This is a genomic window from Neobacillus cucumis, assembly GCF_016908975.1.
In the GTDB taxonomy this organism is placed as follows: domain Bacteria; phylum Bacillota; class Bacilli; order Bacillales; family Cytobacillaceae; genus Neobacillus; species Neobacillus cucumis.
Genome location: NZ_JAFBEX010000009.1, coordinates 168,275 through 189,928, shown reverse-complemented (window position 1 = coordinate 189,928; position 21,654 = coordinate 168,275). Strand labels below are relative to the sequence as shown.

Genomic DNA, 21,654 nt, shown 5'->3' with positions numbered 1-21,654 from the left:
CTCAAGATGGCAAAAAAAAAAAGGCATTCATCACCTCATTAAAATAAGGTGCGTTCTGCCTGTGGAATCGTAAAACTTACACTAAACGCTGTCAAAAAGAGATCTTGCTGAATTCTATTAAAAAAGATATATAACCCATTATTCAAAAAGGGTGTGAAAGGCAAGTATAATAATTCCAAATTTAAAGGAATATGAATAAAGTAGATTCTAATGGTAAACGTTTTGATTATTTTTACTGAAGTATAAGGGGAAATCACTATGGTAATCTTAACAGGCTTTCTGCCCAGCTCTTCCGGTTTTAAATTTGGAAACCACTTTCCGCATGTTCCAATGAAAATAAAAGTTTTGGGTCGACAGATTACAATTGGAAATGCATCGTATGGTCTTTGTGGCGGGATGATTTTTGCTGCCGTGGATTACTTTGAGGCAAGAATACCAATCCCGTCCAATCCGATAGCCCCTTCCTCTGGCCCATTGTTCGAATATATCGTGAAACGGCAGATTAAAAGCTTTCATTTGCCATTCGGTCTTATGAGATATATGGTTTTCATGAATCCTGTCTTCTCTGATAAGCAAACAAAGTTAAGAATGATTAAAAAAGAATGGCCCAGGATCAAAAATGATCTTGATAACGGAAAGCTTTCACCCATAGGTCTAGTCCGAGTAAAATCCCTTAATCCTTTTGAGATCAGAAGAAATCATCAAGTTCTTGCGTATGGGTATGACTTGAATGATAACGAACTTTCCATTTATATTTATGATCCTAATTTTCCAAAAGATGATCAAGTAACTTTATCCTTAAATATTGGAAATCCTGAGTCCTTAACAAACGTTTTTCATTCAAAATCATCTGAAACGATTTATAGTTTTTTCAGAACACATTACAAGTTTATAAGTCCATTAGCTATTAACTGATTCTAAACGAATCATTTGCTTTCAAGGTTAACCCCCAAACCATTGAGTAAAGGAGAACTTGGAATAATAGACTTTGAAAATACAAAGTCTAGACTCGATATTAATTAGCATTAAAATTAGAAAGCTAAACACTAAAAGCGTGGATATAAATTGCCACGCTTTTAATTTTTTAAAGGATAATTGGATTTTTATGTTAAAATTTAATTAATGTCCAAATAAATAAAGGAGAAATCAATGATAAATTTAAAAGACGTTATTTCACTTGATTTTGCATATTTAGAGACCTTTACTAAACGAATAGATACGTCCTGGGGTTCCATTTTTTGCAATGAAAATCAACCCAATTATTATACAGCAAATCACGCTCATATTAGTGATACTATTGATAATCCAAAGTTAATCATTGATGAAGTAAAAAATTTTTTTAATTCTAGAAAAATTATACCTAGATTTTATATTTATAATTTAGATGACCAAAAGGAATTGGTAGACCAATTAATATTGGAACATTTCGGATTCGAAGAGCTAATCGGTCCTGTTCAATTGTGGGATCAAAAAGTTTTGAAAAAGGAAAAACGCAAGGAAATCTCTATAGAATTGGTGACAAAAGAGAATTATTCCGAAGCATTAAATATTGAATGCAGTATTACAGAATTCGGAGGTAAAGCAGTTAGGGAAAAGGCTTTTGAGGTAGAATTTAATCATCCTAGCTTTATATATTATTTACTTCGGTGTGATGGTGTTGCCTGTGCAACAGCCTGTATTTTTATCCATGACTATCAGGCACGGATGGAAAGTGTGGCCACTCTAGGGCAATATAGGGGACGAGGATTAATTGGTGAATTGATTCATTATATTCAAGGAGAAGTTGATAAAAAGGGGCTAAAAAACCTTTGGGTGTTTCCGATTAATGAAAAAATAGAGAAAGTCTATCAAAAATATGGATTTAAGACCGTTGCAAAATTAAAAATGGGACACGCCTTTTTAGGGGGAAGGAGCATAAAAGAAATACAGGGAGATAGTTAGGTTTGAATTGGATGGTGAGGGCATATGAAGGAAACAAAAAAGCTGCAAGAGATGGATTTATATAAACCAATTCAGACTTTTTTTGTAAAAGAAGGCTATGAGGTATACGGTGAAGTAAAGGATTGTGATATCGTTGCTGTTAAAGGTGAGGAGTTAATTATCATTGAATTAAAACTTACATTAAGTGTTGATTTGCTCATACAGGCGGCAAAACGACAGCGCATATCAGATCAAGTATATATTGCAATCCCCAAACCAAAGTTTCGTTTAAATTCTAGACGATGGGCAGATAAATGCCATTTAATTAAAAGGCTTGAATTGGGTTTAATTGTCGTTTCGAACCCAACGAAACGAGCGAAGACCGAGGTCCTGTTCCACCCAACACCTTTTAATCGTGGTAAAAGCAGGGGGCAAAGCAGGTTAAAGAGAGATGCTGTTTTGAAGGAAATCAATGGGCGAAGTGCGGATTTTAATGTTGGCGGAAGCAGTAGGGTTAAAATAATGACAGCTTATAAGGAGAATTCCATCCAAATTGCTTGTTACCTAAGCCATTTTGGCCCCTTATCCCCGAAAAAATTAATTCAGTTGGGAACCGGAGACAAAACTTCCTCCATTCTTGTTAAAAACTATTATAGCTGGTTTGAAAGAATCAAAAGAGGTACCTATTGTCTCACTGAGAAGGGACAAGAAGAAATAAAGGAATTTCCTGATCTTTATAATTATTATTTAAATGGAATAAGTAAGCACGAAGTCAATCTAGATTGAATTCTTTGCAGTTCCATTCATATAGATTACAACGGTGAAAAATGATCAGGAGAAATTTTTGAAAAAATATGAAAAGTGTTATCCAAAAAAGGCGGGTTTTAAAAATGAGTAAAATCGTTGTTATCGGAAGCATGAATATGGATATTGTGAATCATGTTGAAAACCATCCAAAACCGGGGGAGACCATCAAGGGATGGGGGACAGCCTATCATCCAGGTGGTAAAGGTGCCAATCAAGCAGTTGCTGCTGCCCGTTCAGGTGGACAAGTGATGATGGCCGGAGCGGTTGGAACTGATACATTTGCCGGAAAACTTGTAAGCTCGCTCCAGAATGAAGGCATCAACACGGATTCTATCTTGGAAAAGGACGTTACATCTGGGATTGCTTTCATAACTGTTGATTCTTCCGGGGAGAATACCATTATTTTATCAGAGGGATCGAACGGGAAATTCATGCCTGAAGATCTGGATCCGATTTTCCGGAGGATGAAAAGTGGCGATATCATTTTGCTTCAAAATGAAATACCTTGGCCTACAACGGAATATGCAATTCGAACAGCACACAGAAAAGGAGTGCGCGTGTTCTTGAATCCTGCTCCAGCAGTTAAAGTGCCAAAGGGACTGTTTCCATTACTTGATATGCTGATTTTAAATGAAACTGAAGTGGAAGCGATCACGGATACACCGGTCAAAGATATCAAACACGCGCGAATAGCAGGAAGCCTACTAAACGAATGGGGGTTAAAAGAGGTAATTATTACGCTCGGAAAAAATGGGTCCCTTTATCGGAATCAGGAGGGATGTGAAATTATTACTCCTTCTTTTTCGGTAAATGCGATTGATACGACCGCAGCTGGTGATACTTTTATTGGTGCTTTTGCTGCAGAAAACGTTTTGGGACATCCTATCCAAGATTGCCTCCAATATGCTACTGCTGCCGCCGCTTTGTCGGTAACAATCCAAGGTGCCCAAAGCTCAATCCCCACACGGGAAAAGATTTTAACATTTTTAAAATCAATGGGAGAGTAGGCAGGAGGGTTATTAGCGGTAGAATCAAAGGAGTATGAAAATATCAAGAACCTTTATTTCGAAGTGAGGGTAGATTATGATGACAAAAAAATATATGACCCTCAAACGAACCTCAACGAGATTATGGGACCAGACATGTTGCATTTTGTCCGGTCCTCATATTTTCCTAAATTCACTAAAACAATTGCATTTGCTCATTCGTATCAATTTGTTTATTTTCCTCAGAAACATAACCCATCGATTTATATCCGTTTAGACGCTTTTCGAACATAGCTTTTAGTGTGGGTACGTGAACATCAACGTAATCATATACTTTAACTTCCTGTTTATCAGCATGTATTCGGTGCAAGCGTCCAACATATTGCTGAAGTGTACCTTTCCATGAAATTGGCATAGCTAAAAACAAAGTATCTAAGCGCGGATCATCAAATCCTTCACCAATGTATTTTCCTATTGCAATAACCAATCGTTCTTCGTTATCTGGAATTTTTGCAAGACGAGTCAATTCATTTCTTTGTTCTTTTTTCGTCATGTTTCCTGATAGGACGATAATATTCTTGGCAAATCTATTAAAAAGGTTTCGAAGATTTTCCAAATGTTCAATTCTCTCCGTTAGAATGATAGGAGAACGTCCTTTATCTAGCTCATTTAATACATCATCAAACAGCAATTGGTTTCGATACTCATTGGTGGAAAGTAACCGATAAATTTCATTAATGTCAGTTGAATCAGATTTTAAATTTGTATAACGTGGTATCAATTTATGGTTAAACGGTCGGATTTTCGCTTGGGATTTAGCATTTGTTTTGTAGCGGATCTGCCCACACTGCATAAAAATAATAGGATGAAGCCCATCCTTTCGAATCGGGGTTGCAGTAAGTCCATAAACATACTTAGCTCGAACTTGTTTTAATACCTTTTCAAAACTAAATGCAGAGATATGATGACATTCGTCCACAATAATTTGCCCATATTGAGTTATAAATGATTTTAATTTACCTTTAAAATTAAGACTTTGAATTGTAGCTACATCTATTTGCCCAGTAATTTTTGATTTACCGCCGCCAATTTGACCAATTCCTTTCTCTGGGACTTGGAGAAAGGTGGATAAACTCTCAATCCATTGCTGAAGTAGTTGAGTACGGTTCACAATAATTAGCGTATTGGTTTTCCTTTTGGCTATGAGGGAGGCGGCAGTAACGGTTTTTCCGAAGCCTGTGGCTGCGACAAGTGTACCATTTTTATGCTTTAATAACTCAGTGAGAGCTTCCTGTTGCTGAGAAGTTAATTGCCCGCTAAAGTTTACTTGAATGTTCTCTCCATCATAGGACTCATCTGCTATGTCTATTTCTATTGAATGTTCTGTTAATAGCTTTTGTAATTCCTCAAAACATCCCCGTGGTAGGATAAGATATTCGGAATCTTCTTCAAAGCTACTGATGGACCGTTGCATCCCATATGTTGACATTCTTTTTGCTTGTGCTTTGTAAAATTCGGGGTTTTTAAATGTTGCAAGTGACATTATTTTCGAAAATATAAATGAAGGAATTCCTTGCTTTTTGATAAATATCCCATTTTTCATATAAACTTTTATTTTCTCTGGAATAGGCATGGGCATTAGATCTTCTTTTACCTGTGTTTGGTTAGGTGTATCTATAACAGATAAAATGTCCAGTTTACTTATTTTCGCAATTGAAGACAGGAATAACCACTGATCAGGATACGGAATAAAGTGCTCATCTACAAACACGCTGTTACCATTATTTTTGGAATGAAGTTGAAGAGGCAAAGCTATTAGGTTACCGAAGCCTCCTCGAGGAAGTGTATCCTGATTCGGAAACATTCGATCAAATGAGTCCATTCCAATTTGATGCCGCTTTTCAAGTGATTTTGTTAAGAGATATGTTCCAAGTTTTCTGGCTAACGCTGCTGGGATTTTCTCAGAAAAGAAGATCCATACATGTGCCCCGTTACCTGATCTAGAACGTTCCACATAGGCAGGAACTTTTGAACACTTACATTCATTAACAAATGCCAAGACGTCTTGTTTCCAATTTTGCTTATCAAAATCCACTGCTATAAAAAAACAAGTTTCATCCTGAAGGAGGGGATAAAGTCCAACTGTTTTTGCTCCACTGAGGTGATTGAAAAGCTCTTGATTAGTTAGAGGTGAAAGTTTCCGATGTACGCATTCCGAACATTTAATCTTCGGTTTTTGACATATTGGTTTTTGCCATTCTAAATCACAGGAAGGTGTGTATCCGCTTCTTCCATCCTTGGACTCCCATCGATTAGCAAACACATCTGAGCGGCCTTTAAATAAACTTTTAAACAGCTGTATTTTTTCTTTCGGCAATGACCGATTGCTTATCTTTTTTTCTTTTTCAAAAAGTTCTATCTTTTCATCCCGCTGATGCATCATATTAGATAACAAGTGTTTTAAATAGTCATTTTCTTTTCTTAAATGCTCCAATTCTTTTAAAAGACGTTCAAATTCCACAATAGATCCCTCGAATTTATTTTATTATACAATTGTACCTTAATTTTTGTTGTATATTCAAAGGTTGGAGAATTTTGGAGGAGAGTATACAAAACAAATTTCAGATTAAGTGAACTTCTAAAAGAAAATGAGTAAAATTCAAATTTAAAAGTGTTTAATGCATTTAATTACAGAAATAAGGAGTTTGAACCTATACGTTTGGCTAGAACTATGGGTGGAAGCATGGGGACGGTTCTTCTGCTTGATCCTCCTTTTTTTTCGAGACAAAATGCATTTATTTAATACCGAATTTTACTTGTTTATCTAGAATTGAATTTTTGATTTAAATAAGAAAGGGAGAACAACTTAACAACTTTACTTGAAAACTACAAGAGAAGCAAGAACACCGATGAGGCACGTTCTGGAAAACGAATCTAAATACAGCGGAAATCAATTTTTAGTGATTATTAGTACAGATTTAGCTACTATGACTTTCTTTCAAAAGTAGGACAAGAGGTGAAACGATTGGTTTTAACACACTCTACTGATTATGAAGTATACCTTTTTCACGAAGGGGAGTTTGTTTAAGTCTACAAAGTATTTGGCGCTCATGTTGAATCACAAAAAGGAATTGGAGAAAGACTTGACGTTTTTTTGCGAAAGCACAGAAATAAGCTTAATCGGAATTGTCAATGGAATAGACGATACTGTATATAATCCAAAAGAAGACCGTGATATTACTGTTTCATAGGATATGGATACGTTTGAGGGTAAAGTAAAAAATAAGCAAGTATTACAGCGCTATTTCGGATTACCAGAAAAGATAAGCACACCCATTATCGCGAGGGTCACACGGTTAACCAATCAAAAAGGCTTAGATTTAGTGCTTCATGTTTTTTGGGACATGATTAGGGAGGATCTTCAATTCATCATTCTAGGTTCAGGTGACTATCATTATGAAAACTTTTTTAAACCAAATGGAAAAAGACTTTCCTGATAAGGCAGGGGTTTATATCGATTTTAGTGAATCATTAGCACATCAAATTTATGCAGGGGCAGATATGTTTTAATGCCTTGTCAATTTAAGCCATGTGGATTAGGGCAACTGATTGCATTACAGTACGGAGCGATACCCATTGTCAGAGAAAGAGGTGGCTTGAACGATACGGTTCAATCATATGATGAGTTTACAGGTAACGGGAATTGTTTCACATTTAAAAATTTCAATGCTCATGATATGCTGCATACAGTTACAAGAGGCATTTCTTTTTTCAGCAAATGAAACTTGGAGCCGCTTAGTACAAAAAGCGATAAGGCAAGATTATAGTTGGTTGTAATCCGCAAAGAAATACAACGATATATTTAGGGAGCTTTGACCTGAATTAGAATGAGTAAGCATGAGAAGGAGGGACCCTTTCTAGCAAAAAAGAAACAGCTTTTTACGCGCATTCAATACCTTTAAATCGGCTGGTAAACCAATATAGAGTGCAGAGTTAACATCTGATGTATGGTGATGACAGAGTATTGATATATAAAGTGGGTACCTTAATAAGGTATCCACTTTTTTAATAGACGATATCAATCCTCCACAAAGATTATTCTTTGATAGTCTTAAGATACTAAAAGGTTTGGCAATAAATGTATTTGCCCCCAAATCTTTGCTATATTTTATATCTTCATCGGTACATTTAGCAGAAAGAATAATCACAGGTGTCTTTTTTATCTTTCTAACTTCTTTAAGTACCTGGTATCCGTCTATTTCAGGCATCAATACATCTAAAATAATTAAGTTATAATCTTCCTTTAATGCACATTCTAATCCAGTTTTCCCGTTATCGACCACATCAACTTGGAACATTTCACGTTGTAAATAGATCCGTAATAAATTACTTATGCGAATTTCGTCTTCAACAATAAGAATTCTAAATTACCCCTTAACCCCCTGAAAACATTTACATATTACTAATTCTACCACATGAATAAGTATTATCCTATACTAGATATCAGATCTAAGAAACTATCAAGGTATTACTATTTTACTTAAAACACTTCAAAATATTAATTACAGTAATATAAAGGTTTGAAGTGTAAATGTAAATTTTTTACATTCAAAACAAAAAGTTTTATAATAATAGGTGAAAGAACTAAGCAAAGAAAAGAGAGGGAGGAATGAACCATGACTACTTTACGTCCATTCAAAAGAAGAGGAAGGATGGGAAGTGATTTATGGGATGTATTTTCAGAATTCTACAATGATAGTTTCTTTGCACCTTTCAAAATCGATACCCATCACTTCCGCACAGATATTAAAGATGTTGGGGACCAATATCTAATTGAGGCTGAATTACCAGGGCTTGAAAAAGAAGACATCCATGTTGAGTATCAAAATAATTATTTGATTATAACAGCAAAAAGGGAATCAGATATGAAAGTTGAGAAGGAAAACTTTATCCGTCAAGAAAGATTTTATGGTAATTTTGCACGACGTTTCTATGTGGAAGATATTAATGAGGATGCCATTGATGCTACATTTAATAACGGTATTCTAACCTTGAAATGTCCAAAAATCCAGATTACCAATTCGGATAAAAAACTAATTGAAATTCATTGAACTTAAGGTTTATAGAAACCTAGAAAAGCCGTAATTCAGAATCTTGATTACGGCTTTTTGTCAAGTTTGGACTCAAATAGAAGTCATACATTCCTTGAGAAGGATGGGATATATAATGTTTATTGTCAAGTTACAGCTCCCCAAGTAATGATGATTGCCACTCCTTTTTTCAATAGTTTATAAGGAAAGGAGCAATCTCTATGATTTTTGTTGGATTAATCATCCTTTTAATAGGTTCTGTTTCGTTTATTTCCCAGGTATATACTTATCAGGAATTTCATGACAAAGACCTAAAGATCACTAGTAAACTTGTTTCATTTTTGGGAATACTAGATATATATCTTTTATCATCTATTGCTATTTTATTAGGTTTTAAACTTACAATTAAAGCATTATTTCAATAAGAGGTTATTCAATGGTCATTGAGAATGTAAAGTATTTAATTTTAAAATGAAATTTGTTAAAAAGTAAACAAAATCTCCATATTCTCAATCTGATTTCTGGAAATAAAGGTATATAATGTAAATGAGGACAAAAATATTTTAGAAGGAGAGGTCTAAAATGTTAACTATTTGTTCAAAAATAGTGGTTCCTTATGATCATTCAGAATCAAGTAAAAAGGCATTAAAAATGGCAATGAATCTGGCAAAGCAGAATGAAGAAATTGAATTGAACGTTGTTATGGTAATCCAACCACAATATCCCTATGGTTTACCATATGCTTATGCTTTTTCTTATGAAGAACGGGTTGAGCTAGGAAAATCCCAATTCGAAACAAGTCAGCACATACTTGATGAGGTTATGGAAGAGCTACAGTTCCTTCCGAATAAAACAAAGACTTTTTTATTGGAAGGAAGTCCTGCTGAGGTTATTGTAGAATTTATCAAGGAAAACGATGTTGATTTTGTAGTAATGGGAAGCAGGGGATTAAATGGAGTAAAGGAAATGTTTTTAGGTAGTGTCAGTCATCATGTTGTACAAAAGGCAACATGCCCAATCTTAATTGTAAAATAAAGGCTTCTAAACAAAATAATAGCCTTTCCACTTGCGATATAATTAATGGGAGATCATAATATGTAATAGCCATCCAGCCGATGGCTATTTTTATTTTAATGAAAGAAATGTATTCCTTTTAATAATATGAAAGTATCTGTTATGATTTTAGATGAAATGATAACTTGTGAATGCCTCAGTTGATTCAACAAGATAACACAATAGAAAGGATGGGGTGTGATGAAAAAATTTACCGGATTCATTATGAGCCTTTTATTGATTGTGATGGCAGGCTGCAGTTCAAATAACTTTGAAATCAAGCTATCGACACCTAAATCGTTTACACCTGGTCAATCAACTCCAATTCAAGTTAAAATTCTGGATCCAGACGGTAAACCAGTAAAAGGTGCGAAGGTTAGTACCAAATTGGATATGCAAGGGATGAGTCATGGGGATATTTCCATGAATATGCAGGAAAAAGGAAATGGTGTGTATGTTGGACAAGCTAACATTGAAATGGAAGGGGATTATATTGCAACCATTAAAGTAGATGACAACGGAGAAAAATGGCTGGGAGAAAAACGTTTTTCAATTGTATCCAACAATTCTCAATAGTCTAGGATATGGGAAGAAATAAAGGTTCATGCTTAATACTAAATAGAAATAATTTTAGAGTTAACCTTGAGTTTGTGTTCGTTTTAATAAGTATAGTATAGTAGAGTTGGTGACACTTGAAATGGAAGGTGGGAAAATGAACCCATGTTAGCGATTCAAGAACAGCAAAATACCACTCGAAAACACCTACTGTCTTTACTTGATGGAATCAGCGATACTCAATTGAACTGGAAACCCAACGAACACACCTGGAGCATTGCGCAAGTTGTGCAGCATATTGCATCTGTGCAAGGCGGCGCAGCGAAAATCATCCAACTAGGACTTGCTCAGGAACCAACCTTTGTACCTAGAGACATTCCTCTTGATGAGATGATTCTAGACCGTTCAAAGAAATTCAATGCGCCGGAACGTTTACATCCTTCAGCAGAACCGAAAACGCTCGAGCAGTTACAAGAAATTTTACATAATAGCCAGGAGCAATTCATCGGTGCGCTCGGCAGCATAGAGGACGAGTCCTTGCTTGATAAAACCGCTCCACCCATGCCTCACCCAGCCTTTGGGCATCTGAGTACAAACCAATGGATTATGGCAGCACCTCTCCACGAACAACGACACATCAAACAAATTGAAGAAATAAAGGAACAGTTGCAGTTAAGTTAATCTCAAGCTATACGTAAGCAAAACCAAACGGGCTTCCCTTATCCAATTTCATCTCCCTATGATTTGGGGGGAAGCCCTTTTTGGGAGAGGGTGTTTCTTTTTTCTCATTTTTTCACCTTAAATAGAGATAAGAAAAATAATTCCTAATATATTATTACTATTAGTCAATATAAAGGGGATGAAAGGGGAGGAATCGAATGACAGTTCACGTTGTACGTACTGGTGAGGATTTGTGGTCTATTTCCAAGCAGTATAACGTTTCTCTTTCTTCAATTGTTCATGCAAACGGATTATCCTCTACCACATCCATTATTCCTGATCTTGCTCTCTATATCCCGGATAATACGCTGCCAGTTCGTGCTTATCGTATAAAAGCTGGCGATTACCCTTGGATATTAGCCCAACAATTTAACTCGAGCCTTTCTTTAATCAATACTGCTAATCCGGATATCGATTTAAATCACCTTCAAATTGGTCAGGTTATAAATATTCCATCATCCATAAAATTAGACATGAGGACCCTTGGTTTTTTAGTTCCTTCGGCAGAGGCCACAACACTTTCTATCATAGAATCGATCGCCAGCCAATTAAGCTATTTAGCGATTGTAAACTATTCTTTCACAAATGAAGGTTTTGCCTATATGGTAACAGACGATTCCACCCTTATTGCTAAATGTAATCAAGTAAACTTAACCCCATTATTGATGATCCGCAACTTTACAAACCAAGGTTTTAGTGCGGAGTTGGCAGGAGGGGTCCTTGGAAACTCAACCTATCGGGGTAATTTAATCGCAAGCATCGTCAATCTAACAACACAAAGAGGCTATAGGGGTGTTAGCCTTGACTTTGAATTTATTCCTCCAGGAAACCGACAAGATTTTAATGTGTTCTTAAGAGAATTAAAGGACCAATTAGGCGAACTCCTATTACATGTCAACGTTCACGCGAAAACAGAAGATTTACCGACAAATCGAATTGTAGGAGCATATGATTATGCGGCAATTGGAAGTACGGCTGATCTGGTGGCGGTAATGACGATTGATTATGGTTATCCTGGCGGTCCTCCTGCTCCGATATCACCAATTGAATGGGTAGAAAAAGTTATTGTCTACGCACTATCTAAACTTAATCCTGAAAAACTGTTAATCGCGATGGCATTGTATGGATATGATAAGGTGGTCAATACGAATGAAACGCAAGGATTATCAGTACTTGCTGCACAAAATCAAGCCATTTTAAATCGAGTTTCTATTCAATATGATGATTCTGCAAAATCACCATGGTATCGTTATATGAGTGGAATAACAGAGCATGTTGTCTGGTTTGAAGACATTCGAAGCTATATCGAAAAATATAAACTGATCGACATTTACCATTTAGTTGGAACAACGTTTTGGCAAATCAGTTTGCCAGCACCCCAGAATTGGGCGTATGTAAGTCAGTATGCATCGATTGTAAAAAATATAGATTGATTTAATTTCCAGTTAAAAGAGGTAAGAAACAAAATTAAAAACCTACTTAATGAAACTTCTGAGCATAAGAAAGAGGGGCGGATCTTTAATCCGGCCCTCTTGTTTGTTATATGGCGAAAAATGAAAGCGCTACCGCAAAATTTATATGTTTACCCTTTTACAAGGTTCAGGTTATAATAAAAATTATTAATTTAGGTTATCGAAATAAATGCAACATAGAAAAAAACTACATATTTAGAAAGGCGATGAACTTTGAATACAACTAGTGGAAAAAAACGAATACAGCTGGCGATACTTTTAGGCTCACTTGGACTTTTAGGACCTTTTACAATCGATACCTATTTGCCATCCTTTCCAACGATTGTAAAAGATTTTCACACTACGGCATCACTTGTACAAATTAGTTTAACCTCCTGTTTATTAGGTCTGGGATTAGGGCAATTAATCATTGGTCCAATGAGTGATGTGAAAGGCCGTAGGCAACCCTTAATCATTTTTATCATTTTGTACTTACTTGCTTCAATCACATGTTCGTTTGCGCCCAATATTTATTTCCTCATCTTTGCACGTTTAGTCCAGGGCTTTGCAGCAGCAGGTGGTCTGGTCATTTCTAGAGCGATTGTCCGAGATCTCTTTAGTGGAAGGGAACTAACCAAGTTCTTTACGATGATGGTGTTAGTAGGGAATCTCGGCCCGATTGTTGCACCAATTGCTGGAGGGGGGATTCTTGCTTTTACCAACTGGCATGGAGTATTTGTGGCTTTGGCATGTGTGGGTGCGATCTTACTCATTACTGTTTCCTTAAAATTAGAAGAAACGCTTCCAAAAGAAAAGCGTGTTCCGAGCAATTTACCACAAATCATGAATAACTTTGGTTCATTATTCAAGGATCGAACATTCATGGGCTACGCACTAACGCAAGGCTTTACGACTGCTGGAATTTTTGCCTATGTATCTGGGGTTCCCTTTGTCTATCAAAATATTTATGGGGTAACACCACAACAATTTAGTTTATTATTTGGAACAAATGGATTAGCGTTAATTATTGGAAGTCAATTGGTAGGTCGCTTAGCAGACCGAGTTTCTGAACAGACTTTCCTAAAGATTGGATTAGGATTGTCTAATTTGGCAGGTGCCTGTATCCTCCTTGCCCTATTTTTACATGCGCCGCTTTTTGCCGTGGCGATCCCGATTTTCTTTTTTATCGCTTCCATCAGTATGATTGGAACCACATCTTTTGCTTTAGCGATTGAAACTCAAGGTCATATTGCAGGAAGTGCTTCTGCATTATTAGGTTTATTGCCATTTGTCCTTGGCTCATTAACAGCTCCACTTGTTGGGATTGCAGGAGCGTACTCAGGAGTTCCGATGGGCGCGATCATCTTTGGCTCAAGTTTTCTGGCGTTCCTTTCCTATTTTGTTTTAGTAAGAAAATCTTCACTCGGGATTCAATTATCAAACGAACAATGCACCATAAAGAAAACAAGTATTTAATATAAAAAAAGGAGAACACATTTCTTTCACAGGGATGTGTTCTCCTTTTATTGATCGATTATTAATCTTAATAAAAACATAAAGGTTAGAAAGTTCCTTTCTATTAGTTTATTAAAGATTAATCCGTATAAACAACACCTTTAAACATTAAATCTACATTTAGATGCGAACTTTGAACCAGATTATTTCGAAATTCTTTGGCTTTTTTAAACGCTTCCATCATCCCTGATGCGAGAATCTTAATTTCTCTCGTTCCTACTGATTCTTTTAGAAGAAAAATATACTCTTTCATTTTATGTCACCCTTCAATGTTGTAATTTTAATATAATTATATACGAGTTTGAAAGCGATTACCACTATAATTTGTGAACGTTTTCAAAACTTTTTCAAATATGTTGTAAAAAGATTGACAATTTTAATTGAAATTCATCTTGTTTAATGAATATAAGGATAAAAATAAGCATGGCGTTATTAACAAAAGATGGAATGGGAATGTATGGAAAATGATTTTTTATTATTATATTAATATATTAAAATGTTTTGTGATTCCAATTGCTAATACACATGAAAAGAAAATATCATTACCAAATCAACATTGTTGATTCAATAACTGTAGCATTTCCTCATAAGTTGCATTTTTATAAAACAATAATAAGATAGAAAAAAGAGGAAGAGCGCCATTGTTATTCTTTTAAAAAAGCTTTTATATATATAACTTTTTATGATAAACTATCTTAGTTAACAATACCAATGTATGTTTATACGACTCTATTTATCATTATAAATTCTTATAACCTTAAGGCTCATACATAAATATAAGACCTTTTAATCAATTGTTATTTTTTGAATTTTTGATTTTTTTCATCAGCATTCTTCATCATTCTAACTAAATTGTCTTTACAACGTTTTTTTGTTAAAACCTAGATTTTTTTCGAAATTCATTAATCGGGAGAATGAAGTTTATATGAAATTTAGAACGAAGCTTTATGGCGGATTAGTCATTGTATTACTTTTTAATATTATTTTTCTAGTCATTTTAATGAAGATCATCAATCAACAGACGGTTACTATGAATTCACTGGTTTCTACTTTAGATGATAGGAAACAGATGGCTTCGACGATTGAGTTTGAAGTAAGTAACATGGGCAGGGAGCTAAGTGAGATAGCATCCATTCCACCAAGTGATGTACTTCCTCAAGTGGTGAACGAATGGGAGCAATCAAGGTTAAATATTCGTTCCTCATTAGATAGACTTGGAAAGATGGATAACCGGAAAGAAACACATGATTTAATTACCAAATTTAATACGATTTACAAAACATATGAAGATGTCGGTAATCAAATTATCATTTTACAAAAAACAGAGAGAAACGCTAATTTCGATAAGCTGCTATGGGGAGATGTAAAGCAAGATCGGGCACGTCTCCAACAGATTACCGATTTGTTATATAACCTGCAGGAACAGGAAATGAAAGATCAACTATTAAGAACAAAGCAAGCCTATAATCTTGAGTTAAACATGATTTATATCGTTGTTACGATTGGTTTTCTCATCGGCCTGATCGCTGCGATTTGGATCATTAGAAGTTTAACTAAAAATTTGCAGCGGGTTACTTCCGTCATGAGCAATGTGACTCTTTATCATGGAGAAAAGTTTCCACGAATTGGTGTAGCTTCTAAAGACGAAATAGGAGCGATCTCTATAGCTTATAATAAAATGGCTCAAACATTGGAAGAAAAAGCGGTGCATGAAAAAGCATTAATCGAAAAAGCAGAGGAGCATGGCTGGCTTAAGTCTAAAGTAGCACAGATTACTTCCATGTATACTTCCGTTGAAGATTTTAAGGCTTTGTCTCATGTGTTTATTCAGAATATCACACCAATGGTGGATGCCCATTATGGCGTCTTTTATCTAAAAGAAGGAGTGGGCGATAATCAACGTCTAGTGAGTATGGCTTCTTATGCCTTTAACCATGATCCGGCAAAGTCTAGAATTTTCCATCTTGGTGAGGGACTGGTTGGTCAATGTGCGACAGAACAGAAACCCATTATGATTTCAGAAGTTCCCGACAATTATGTGAAAATTGCTTCCGGGATTGGTGAAGCAGCTCCCAAAACTATATTTATTCTACCGGCTGAATATGAAGGAGAGGTACTGGCTGTTCTTGAGGTAGCTTCTTTTCAACCATTCAATGACGTTCAACAAGCCCTACTTCAAGAAGTTATGGCCGATATCGGTATAACCATCAATAGTATTGGAAATCGCATGCAGGTCAAAAAATTATTACAAGATTCACAGGCCTTAACAGAAGAGCTGCAAAGCCAATCTGAAGAGCTTCAACAGCAACAAGAGGAACTACGATTAATTAACGAAGAGCTCGAAGTACAATATAAAAATTCGGAGCAGAAAAATGAAGAATTGGAGAAAATCAGTATTGCCCTTGAGGAGAAGGCACAGGAACTGTCTCTTACCTCCCAATATAAATCTGAATTTCTTGCAAATATGTCTCATGAACTTCGAACTCCGCTAAATAGTTTATTAATCCTTGCGCAAATGCTAATGGAAAAAAAATATGAAAATTTAACAGAAAAACAATTGGAGTATATTCAAACAATTTATTCATCTGGACATGATTTGCTGCATTTGATTAATGAAATTTTGGATTTAGCAAAAGTTGAGGCAGGAAAAATTGAGGTTATTAACGGAGAAGTTCCATTCGAAAGAATTACTACCTTTGCAGAAAGATATTTTTCTCCTTTAGCTCGTCAAAAAAATTTGGAGTTTACGATTAATTTAGATAATGATTTACCGAATTTCATTTACACTGATGAGCATCGACTAAATCAAATTTTGAGAAATCTTCTATCAAACGCCTTTAAATTCACAGAAAAAGGCTGTGTTTCATTTATAATTAAAAAGGTTGTTCCAAATGAAACGAACAAGCACTTATTTGCCAATCAGACAGAATCATTGATCAGTTTTACTATTGCTGATACAGGAATTGGCATTTCAAAAGATAAGCAGAAATTAATTTTTAATTCATTTATTCAAGCTGATGGAACCACTAGCCGAAAATATGGAGGGACAGGCTTAGGTTTATCGATTAGCCGTGAGTTTTCTCACTTACTCGGGGGCTTTATTGATTTAAAAAGTGACGAAGGGGCTGGAAGTTCCTTCACTCTATACTTGCCTATTCATCATTTTGAAAAAAGTGAAAATCACTTTATTCAACTTTCGGAAACGGCTGTTGCACTTGATGAAGAGGATCTTTCTCCAAGTGGCGAACAGGAATTCCAACCGAATGCAAACATTATCGAAGATACCACAATGGATTACTCGTTAATGAATGGCAAGAAAATTCTTATTGTAGATGATGATATGCGGAATATATATGCTTTATCCTCTGCTCTAGAGGAATATGAAATAGGCGTACTTTTTGCAGAAAACGGCAGAGAAGGAATTGAAGTTTTAGAAGAAAATCCAGATGTTGATCTCATTTTAATGGATATTATGATGCCAGAAATGGATGGATTTGAGGCAATCAAATATATTCGTTCCAAATCAGGATTTCAGGATTTACCTATTGTCGCTTTAACAGCAAAGGCGATGAAACATAACCGCGAGGAATGTATTGAGGCTGGTGCTTCAGATTACATTAGTAAACCAATTGACTTAGATCAGTTATACTCATTGATCCAAGTTTGGCTATATAGATGATAGGTGGGGAAGGACCATGACCAATATCGATCAAAAACAGAACGTTCAGCAGCTGCAGACCATTGAAATTGAGTTATTACTAGAAGCCATTTATCGTCATTATGAATATGATTTTCGAAACTATGCCGCTCCTTTCCTTCAAAGAAGAATTTTGAATCGCATGGCTGCGGAAAAACTTAAGACTGTATCAGGATTACAGGAAAAGATACTACATGATCCCCTTGCGATGGAGAGGTTGTTTCATGACTTCTCCATTAACGTAACAGAAATGTTTCGGGATCCTTCTTTTTTTAAGATTCTGAGGAAGAAGGTCATCCCCTTAGTAAGAGAATATCCAGCCATTCGAATATGGCATGTTGGATGCGGTTCGGGAGAAGAAGTCTATTCGATGGCTATTTTGTTGCATGAGGAAGGTATTTATGAAAAAACCAAGATTTATGCTACCGATATCAATAAAGTCAATTTAGATAAAGCAAAACAAGGTTCTTTTCCTTTAGAAAAAATGAAACGTTATACAACTAACTACATTCAATCTGGTGGGGAAAAGGCCTTTTCAGAGTATTATTCAGTAAAAAATGAACTAGCAGCGTTTCATTCGTTCTTAAAAAAGAATATGGTCTTTTTTCAGCACAATTTGGTTACCGATCAATCATTTAACGAGTTTCATATTATTATTTGCCGAAATGTGATGATTTATTTTAATAAAAAATTGCAAAATCATGTGCATCAGTTATTATATGAAAGTCTTTTTTCTTCAGGTTTTTTAGGTCTTGGAAATAGAGAGGAGGTCCGATTTACCGATTATGCAGGGCACTATGAAGTACTCCATTCAGAACAAAAACTTTATCGAAAAAACAAATAATCCAGACTCGGAAGTCATTAATATTTTAATGGTAGACGATCTTAAGGAAAATTTAGTCGCATTGGAAGCGGTTCTCTCATCCACCAGCTATCGTTTAGTTACGGCTAGGTCGGGAGAGGAAGCGTTAAAGTGCATTTTAAAACAGGATTTTGCCGTCATTTTGCTAGATGTTCAAATGCCTGGCCTAAATGGTTTTGAAACGGCAAAGCTTATTAAAGCCAGAAAAAAGTCAAAAAATATTCCTATTATTTTTATTACCGCTATCAGTCAAGATATGGAACACGTTCTCCATGGTTATGCTGTTGGGGCTATCGATTATATTTTTAAACCGTTTAATCCTGAGACCTTAAAACAAAAAGTAGCACAATTTGTTAAAATTTATAAAAGTCATACGGAGAGCTTAAAACGAACAGAATGGAAAAAATCGATTGAACTTGAGGAAGTTAATCATAAATTGAATCGGACAACCGTTGATTTATATAAAACGGAGACTCTTTCAAAAGTGATTGGCGAAACCTTGCTGGACACAATTGTTACCTTTGATGAATCTGGTATCATTCTATCAGTCAATCCGATTGTCCGAAAAATGTTTGGCTATAAAAGTGAGGAATTAGTTGGGAAACATTTAGCCGTTATTCTCCCTGTCATCAAACAGGATAGTGATCTGATGATTTCCTTATCGATTCATTCCATTACAAAGTCTTCCATAGGAAAAATACTAGAAGGTGTGGCACTTCGGAAAGATCAAAACCGTTTTCCCGTGGATATTCAAATTGGCAAAGCAACAATCGAAAATAGTCCTCTATTTGTTTGCACCATTCGTGATGTGACGGAACGGAAAGAAATAGAGAAAATTAAAAATCAACAATTTAATTTCCTTAAAAAAGTAGTAGAAGAGCGGACACTAGACTTGTTGTCTACAAATGAGAAGCTTAAAGCGGAAATTAAGGAGCGTAAAAAAGTAGCAGATGACCTTTTCGTTTCACATGAACGGACTAAAAAAATATTTGATGCCAGCCCATGTTTAATGGCGATTCGTTCCGTAAGTAGCGGCAGATTTATCGATGTTAACAAGGCTTGGCTGAAGTCTACTGCATATGAATATGAAAATGTTAAGGATCAAGTTTTTGACTGGGGTCTTTTTACGTGTAATGAGGGGAAAAAGGTCGAATTCGCTGATCTCGAATCAAATGAAACATTGAGCAATTTAAAGGTTACATACCAGTCAAAAGACGGGGAAATCCGTTGTGGCTTATTATCAACGGAATTCATTGATATCCAAGGCGAGGCGTGTTCTCTTATCTTGGTAAATGATATTACAGAAAGAGAGAATTTAGAGAAAGAAATGTTGCGTTTAGACCGATTAAATCTAATTGGCGAAATGGCAGCTGGAATTGCTCATGAAATCCGAAACCCCATGACAACTGTGCATGGATTTTTGCAAATGTGGAAAATCAACGACCAAAGTCTATCCCTTGAAATTGTTAATATTATGCTTGATGAACTAAACAGAGCTAATAGTATCATTAAAGAGTTTTTAACACTTGCTAAGAACAAAGCAACTGATAAAACCGAACAATCTTTAAATGGTATCATTGAACCCATTCTTCCCCTGTTAAATGCAGAAGCGAATCTTGCTGGGAAAAGTGTACAGCATCATTTTGAGCCATGTCCTGAACTGCTATTAGATGAAAAAGAAATTCGGCAGCTTTTCTTGAATCTTGCTTTAAATGGTCTTGAAGCAATGGACCACGGCGGGACACTTACCGTAAAAACATACAGTGAAGAAAAAAAGGTTATTTTAGAGGTAAGAGATTGTGGGAAAGGAATCAAACCAGATATTCTTGATAAAATTGGTACTCCTTTTTTTACAACGAAAGAGAATGGGACCGGGTTGGGACTAGCGGTTTGTTATAGTATTGCGGATCGTCATCAAGCAAAAATCAAGGTGCAGACAGGGAACGAAGGAACTTCTTTTTCCATTTATTTTAATTGTGATTCAGATAAAAAACAGTGCTTGAATGGTGAGAAACAGTGAAGAAAAAAAGGTTAATCCTTGTTGTTTCGTTAGTTTTTTTCTGTGGTTTATTGGGGTATTTTTACAAAGTATTTGCGGCAGAAAAGCCGACAGTGGCTGTTGTTATAAAAGATTCAAAAACGGAGTATTGGAAGATTATGATCTCTGGAATTGAAAAGGGATTTGCAAGTTTTGGAGCAAAGGGAAAAATATATGCTCCTGACCAAAATAATGGAGACCAACTGGCTATTTTGAAAAGGGTATTAAAAGAAAAACCGGACGCCCTTATTTTGTCTCCACAAGACCCGGCTGCATCTGTACCAATATTAGAGGAATTTAAAAAGAAACACATTCCGGTGCTGCTTGTTGATACGGGGATAAAATGGTCTGGTCAAACTTCCTTTATTGGAACGGATAACCCCTCATTAGGTGAAAAAGCAGGGGAGCTATTATCCTCGATGCTGCAGCCTGGTGACAAAGTAGCACTTGTTGGTGTGATTACAAAGGACCCCGTCAGTGGGGATCGGATTCAAGGAGCAAAAAAGGCTTTAAATACAGTTGGCATTGAGACGGTTGGCAGCAATATCTTGTATAATGATTACACCACCAAAGTTACTCCCGTTTTCGCTAAAATGCTAAAGAATAATCCTGATATCAAAGGTGTTTTTGCATCAAATGACATTATGGCTTTACAAGTAATCAAGTACTTAAAAGAAAAAGGATTGAACATACCAGTTGTAGGAGCAGACGGCATTATTGATATGCTGAAATATGTCAAAAATGGAACTTCGAAGGGCTCCGTAGCACAGAATCCTTATGATATGGGCTATATTAGTGTGGAAAATGCCTTAAAGGCTATAAAAGGGGAAAGAGTAGAAAAGAAGATTGATAGTGATGTCGACATTATTACAGCGGATAATGCTAAAAGCAAGCTTGAGTTTTTAGAAGCTTTAAAAGACTAGGCGGTTAAACGCATTCTATTAAAAGTTTCATTTCCAT

18 protein-coding genes and 1 pseudogene are annotated in these 21,654 nt (G+C 35.7%); 16 read left to right on the top strand and 3 right to left on the bottom strand.

The genetic code is table 11. The features are described 5' to 3' along the window. Positions 1 to 258 precede the first annotated feature (258 nt). The 4 genes from JOC76_RS14080 to rbsK all read left to right on the top strand — a co-directional run bounded on the left by JOC76_RS14080 (position 259) and on the right by rbsK (position 3,734). A complete protein-coding gene (locus JOC76_RS14080) occupies positions 259 to 915 on the top strand; it encodes a hypothetical protein (RefSeq protein WP_205178485.1) in 657 nt (218 codons plus the stop codon). A 234-nt stretch (positions 916 to 1,149) separates the two neighbouring features. Further along, positions 1,150 to 1,941: a GNAT family N-acetyltransferase gene (locus JOC76_RS14075; RefSeq protein WP_205178484.1), complete on the top strand. Its 792-nt coding sequence runs from the start codon at positions 1,150 to 1,152 to the stop codon at positions 1,939 to 1,941. 24 nt (positions 1,942 to 1,965) lie between these two features. Further along, positions 1,966 to 2,706: a DUF2161 domain-containing phosphodiesterase gene (locus tag JOC76_RS14070; RefSeq protein WP_205178483.1), complete on the top strand. Its 741-nt coding sequence runs from the start codon at positions 1,966 to 1,968 to the stop codon at positions 2,704 to 2,706. Between the two features lie 104 nt (positions 2,707 to 2,810). Then, positions 2,811 to 3,734: a ribokinase gene (rbsK, locus tag JOC76_RS14065; RefSeq protein ID WP_205178482.1), complete on the top strand. Its 924-nt coding sequence runs from the start codon at positions 2,811 to 2,813 to the stop codon at positions 3,732 to 3,734. Between the two features lie 175 nt (positions 3,735 to 3,909). Here rbsK and JOC76_RS14060 read toward each other — a convergent pair whose 3' ends face one another. Beyond that, positions 3,910 to 6,234, bottom strand: a complete 2,325-nt coding sequence (locus tag JOC76_RS14060) for a TOTE conflict system archaeo-eukaryotic primase domain-containing protein (protein ID WP_307784723.1) — start codon at positions 6,232 to 6,234, stop codon at positions 3,910 to 3,912. A gap of 358 nt (positions 6,235 to 6,592) precedes the next feature. On the opposite strand from JOC76_RS14060, the gene JOC76_RS30500 reads away from it, so the two are divergent. Together JOC76_RS30500 and JOC76_RS30875 are read left to right on the top strand one after the other, a co-directional pair. Further along, entirely contained in the window at positions 6,593 to 6,721 is a 129-nt protein-coding gene (locus JOC76_RS30500; RefSeq protein ID WP_275591363.1) for a hypothetical protein, read from the top strand. A 125-nt stretch (positions 6,722 to 6,846) separates the two neighbouring features. Beyond that, positions 6,847 to 7,550 (top strand): annotated as a pseudogene (locus JOC76_RS30875) (glycogen synthase); the annotation flags it as partial. An 80-nt stretch (positions 7,551 to 7,630) separates the two neighbouring features. On the opposite strand, the gene JOC76_RS14040 reads toward JOC76_RS30875, so the two are convergent. After that, entirely contained in the window at positions 7,631 to 8,128 is a 498-nt protein-coding gene (locus tag JOC76_RS14040) for a response regulator (RefSeq protein WP_307784729.1), read from the bottom strand. Positions 8,129 to 8,389: 261 nt separating this feature from the next. Between JOC76_RS14040 and JOC76_RS14035 the strand changes: the two genes are divergently transcribed. The 6 genes from JOC76_RS14035 (at position 8,390) to JOC76_RS14010 (ending at position 14,058) form a co-directional block, all read left to right on the top strand. Then, on the top strand, positions 8,390 to 8,824 hold the full coding sequence (locus tag JOC76_RS14035) for an Hsp20/alpha crystallin family protein (RefSeq protein ID WP_205178476.1): 435 nt from the start codon (positions 8,390 to 8,392) through the stop codon (positions 8,822 to 8,824). A gap of 561 nt (positions 8,825 to 9,385) precedes the next feature. Then, entirely contained in the window at positions 9,386 to 9,838 is a 453-nt protein-coding gene (locus JOC76_RS14030) for a universal stress protein (RefSeq protein WP_205178474.1), read from the top strand. A 219-nt stretch (positions 9,839 to 10,057) separates the two neighbouring features. Then, the gene (locus tag JOC76_RS14025) at positions 10,058 to 10,432 is read left to right on the top strand and encodes a FixH family protein (RefSeq protein WP_205178472.1); all 375 of its coding nucleotides are present in this window, start codon (positions 10,058 to 10,060) and stop codon (positions 10,430 to 10,432) included. Positions 10,433 to 10,576: 144 nt separating this feature from the next. Beyond that, positions 10,577 to 11,092, top strand: coding sequence for a DinB family protein (locus tag JOC76_RS14020; RefSeq protein ID WP_205178470.1), 516 nt, complete (start codon positions 10,577 to 10,579; stop codon positions 11,090 to 11,092). A gap of 197 nt (positions 11,093 to 11,289) precedes the next feature. Further along, positions 11,290 to 12,564 (top strand): LysM peptidoglycan-binding domain-containing protein, encoded by a 1,275-nt coding sequence (locus tag JOC76_RS14015; protein ID WP_205178468.1) that lies wholly within the window; start codon positions 11,290 to 11,292, stop codon positions 12,562 to 12,564. Between the two features lie 252 nt (positions 12,565 to 12,816). After that, a complete protein-coding gene (locus tag JOC76_RS14010) occupies positions 12,817 to 14,058 on the top strand; it encodes a Bcr/CflA family multidrug efflux MFS transporter (RefSeq protein ID WP_205178467.1) in 1,242 nt (413 codons plus the stop codon). Positions 14,059 to 14,176: 118 nt separating this feature from the next. On the opposite strand, the gene JOC76_RS14005 is transcribed toward JOC76_RS14010, so the two are convergent. Beyond that, positions 14,177 to 14,350, bottom strand: a complete 174-nt coding sequence (locus tag JOC76_RS14005; RefSeq protein WP_205178466.1) for a hypothetical protein — start codon at positions 14,348 to 14,350, stop codon at positions 14,177 to 14,179. 672 nt (positions 14,351 to 15,022) lie between these two features. Here JOC76_RS14005 and JOC76_RS14000 point away from each other — a divergent pair. From JOC76_RS14000 to JOC76_RS13985, 4 genes are read left to right on the top strand one after another with little or no spacing between them, the layout of a single operon-like run. Beyond that, positions 15,023 to 17,776 carry a response regulator gene (locus JOC76_RS14000; protein ID WP_205178465.1) on the top strand — a complete coding sequence of 918 codons (2,754 nt, stop codon included), beginning with the start codon at positions 15,023 to 15,025 and terminating at the stop codon, positions 17,774 to 17,776. Positions 17,777 to 17,792: 16 nt separating this feature from the next. Then, complete coding sequence (locus JOC76_RS13995) at positions 17,793 to 18,638, top strand: CheR family methyltransferase (RefSeq protein WP_205178464.1); 846 nt, start codon at positions 17,793 to 17,795, stop codon at positions 18,636 to 18,638. Further along, the gene (locus tag JOC76_RS13990; protein ID WP_239557725.1) at positions 18,580 to 20,676 is read left to right on the top strand and encodes a PAS domain S-box protein; all 2,097 of its coding nucleotides are present in this window, start codon (positions 18,580 to 18,582) and stop codon (positions 20,674 to 20,676) included. Before JOC76_RS13995 ends, JOC76_RS13990 begins: the two co-directional genes overlap by 59 nt. Continuing rightward, positions 20,673 to 21,617, top strand: a complete 945-nt coding sequence (locus tag JOC76_RS13985; protein WP_205178463.1) for a sugar ABC transporter substrate-binding protein — start codon at positions 20,673 to 20,675, stop codon at positions 21,615 to 21,617. Before JOC76_RS13990 ends, JOC76_RS13985 begins: the two co-directional genes overlap by 4 nt. Positions 21,618 to 21,654: the final 37 nt, after the last annotated feature.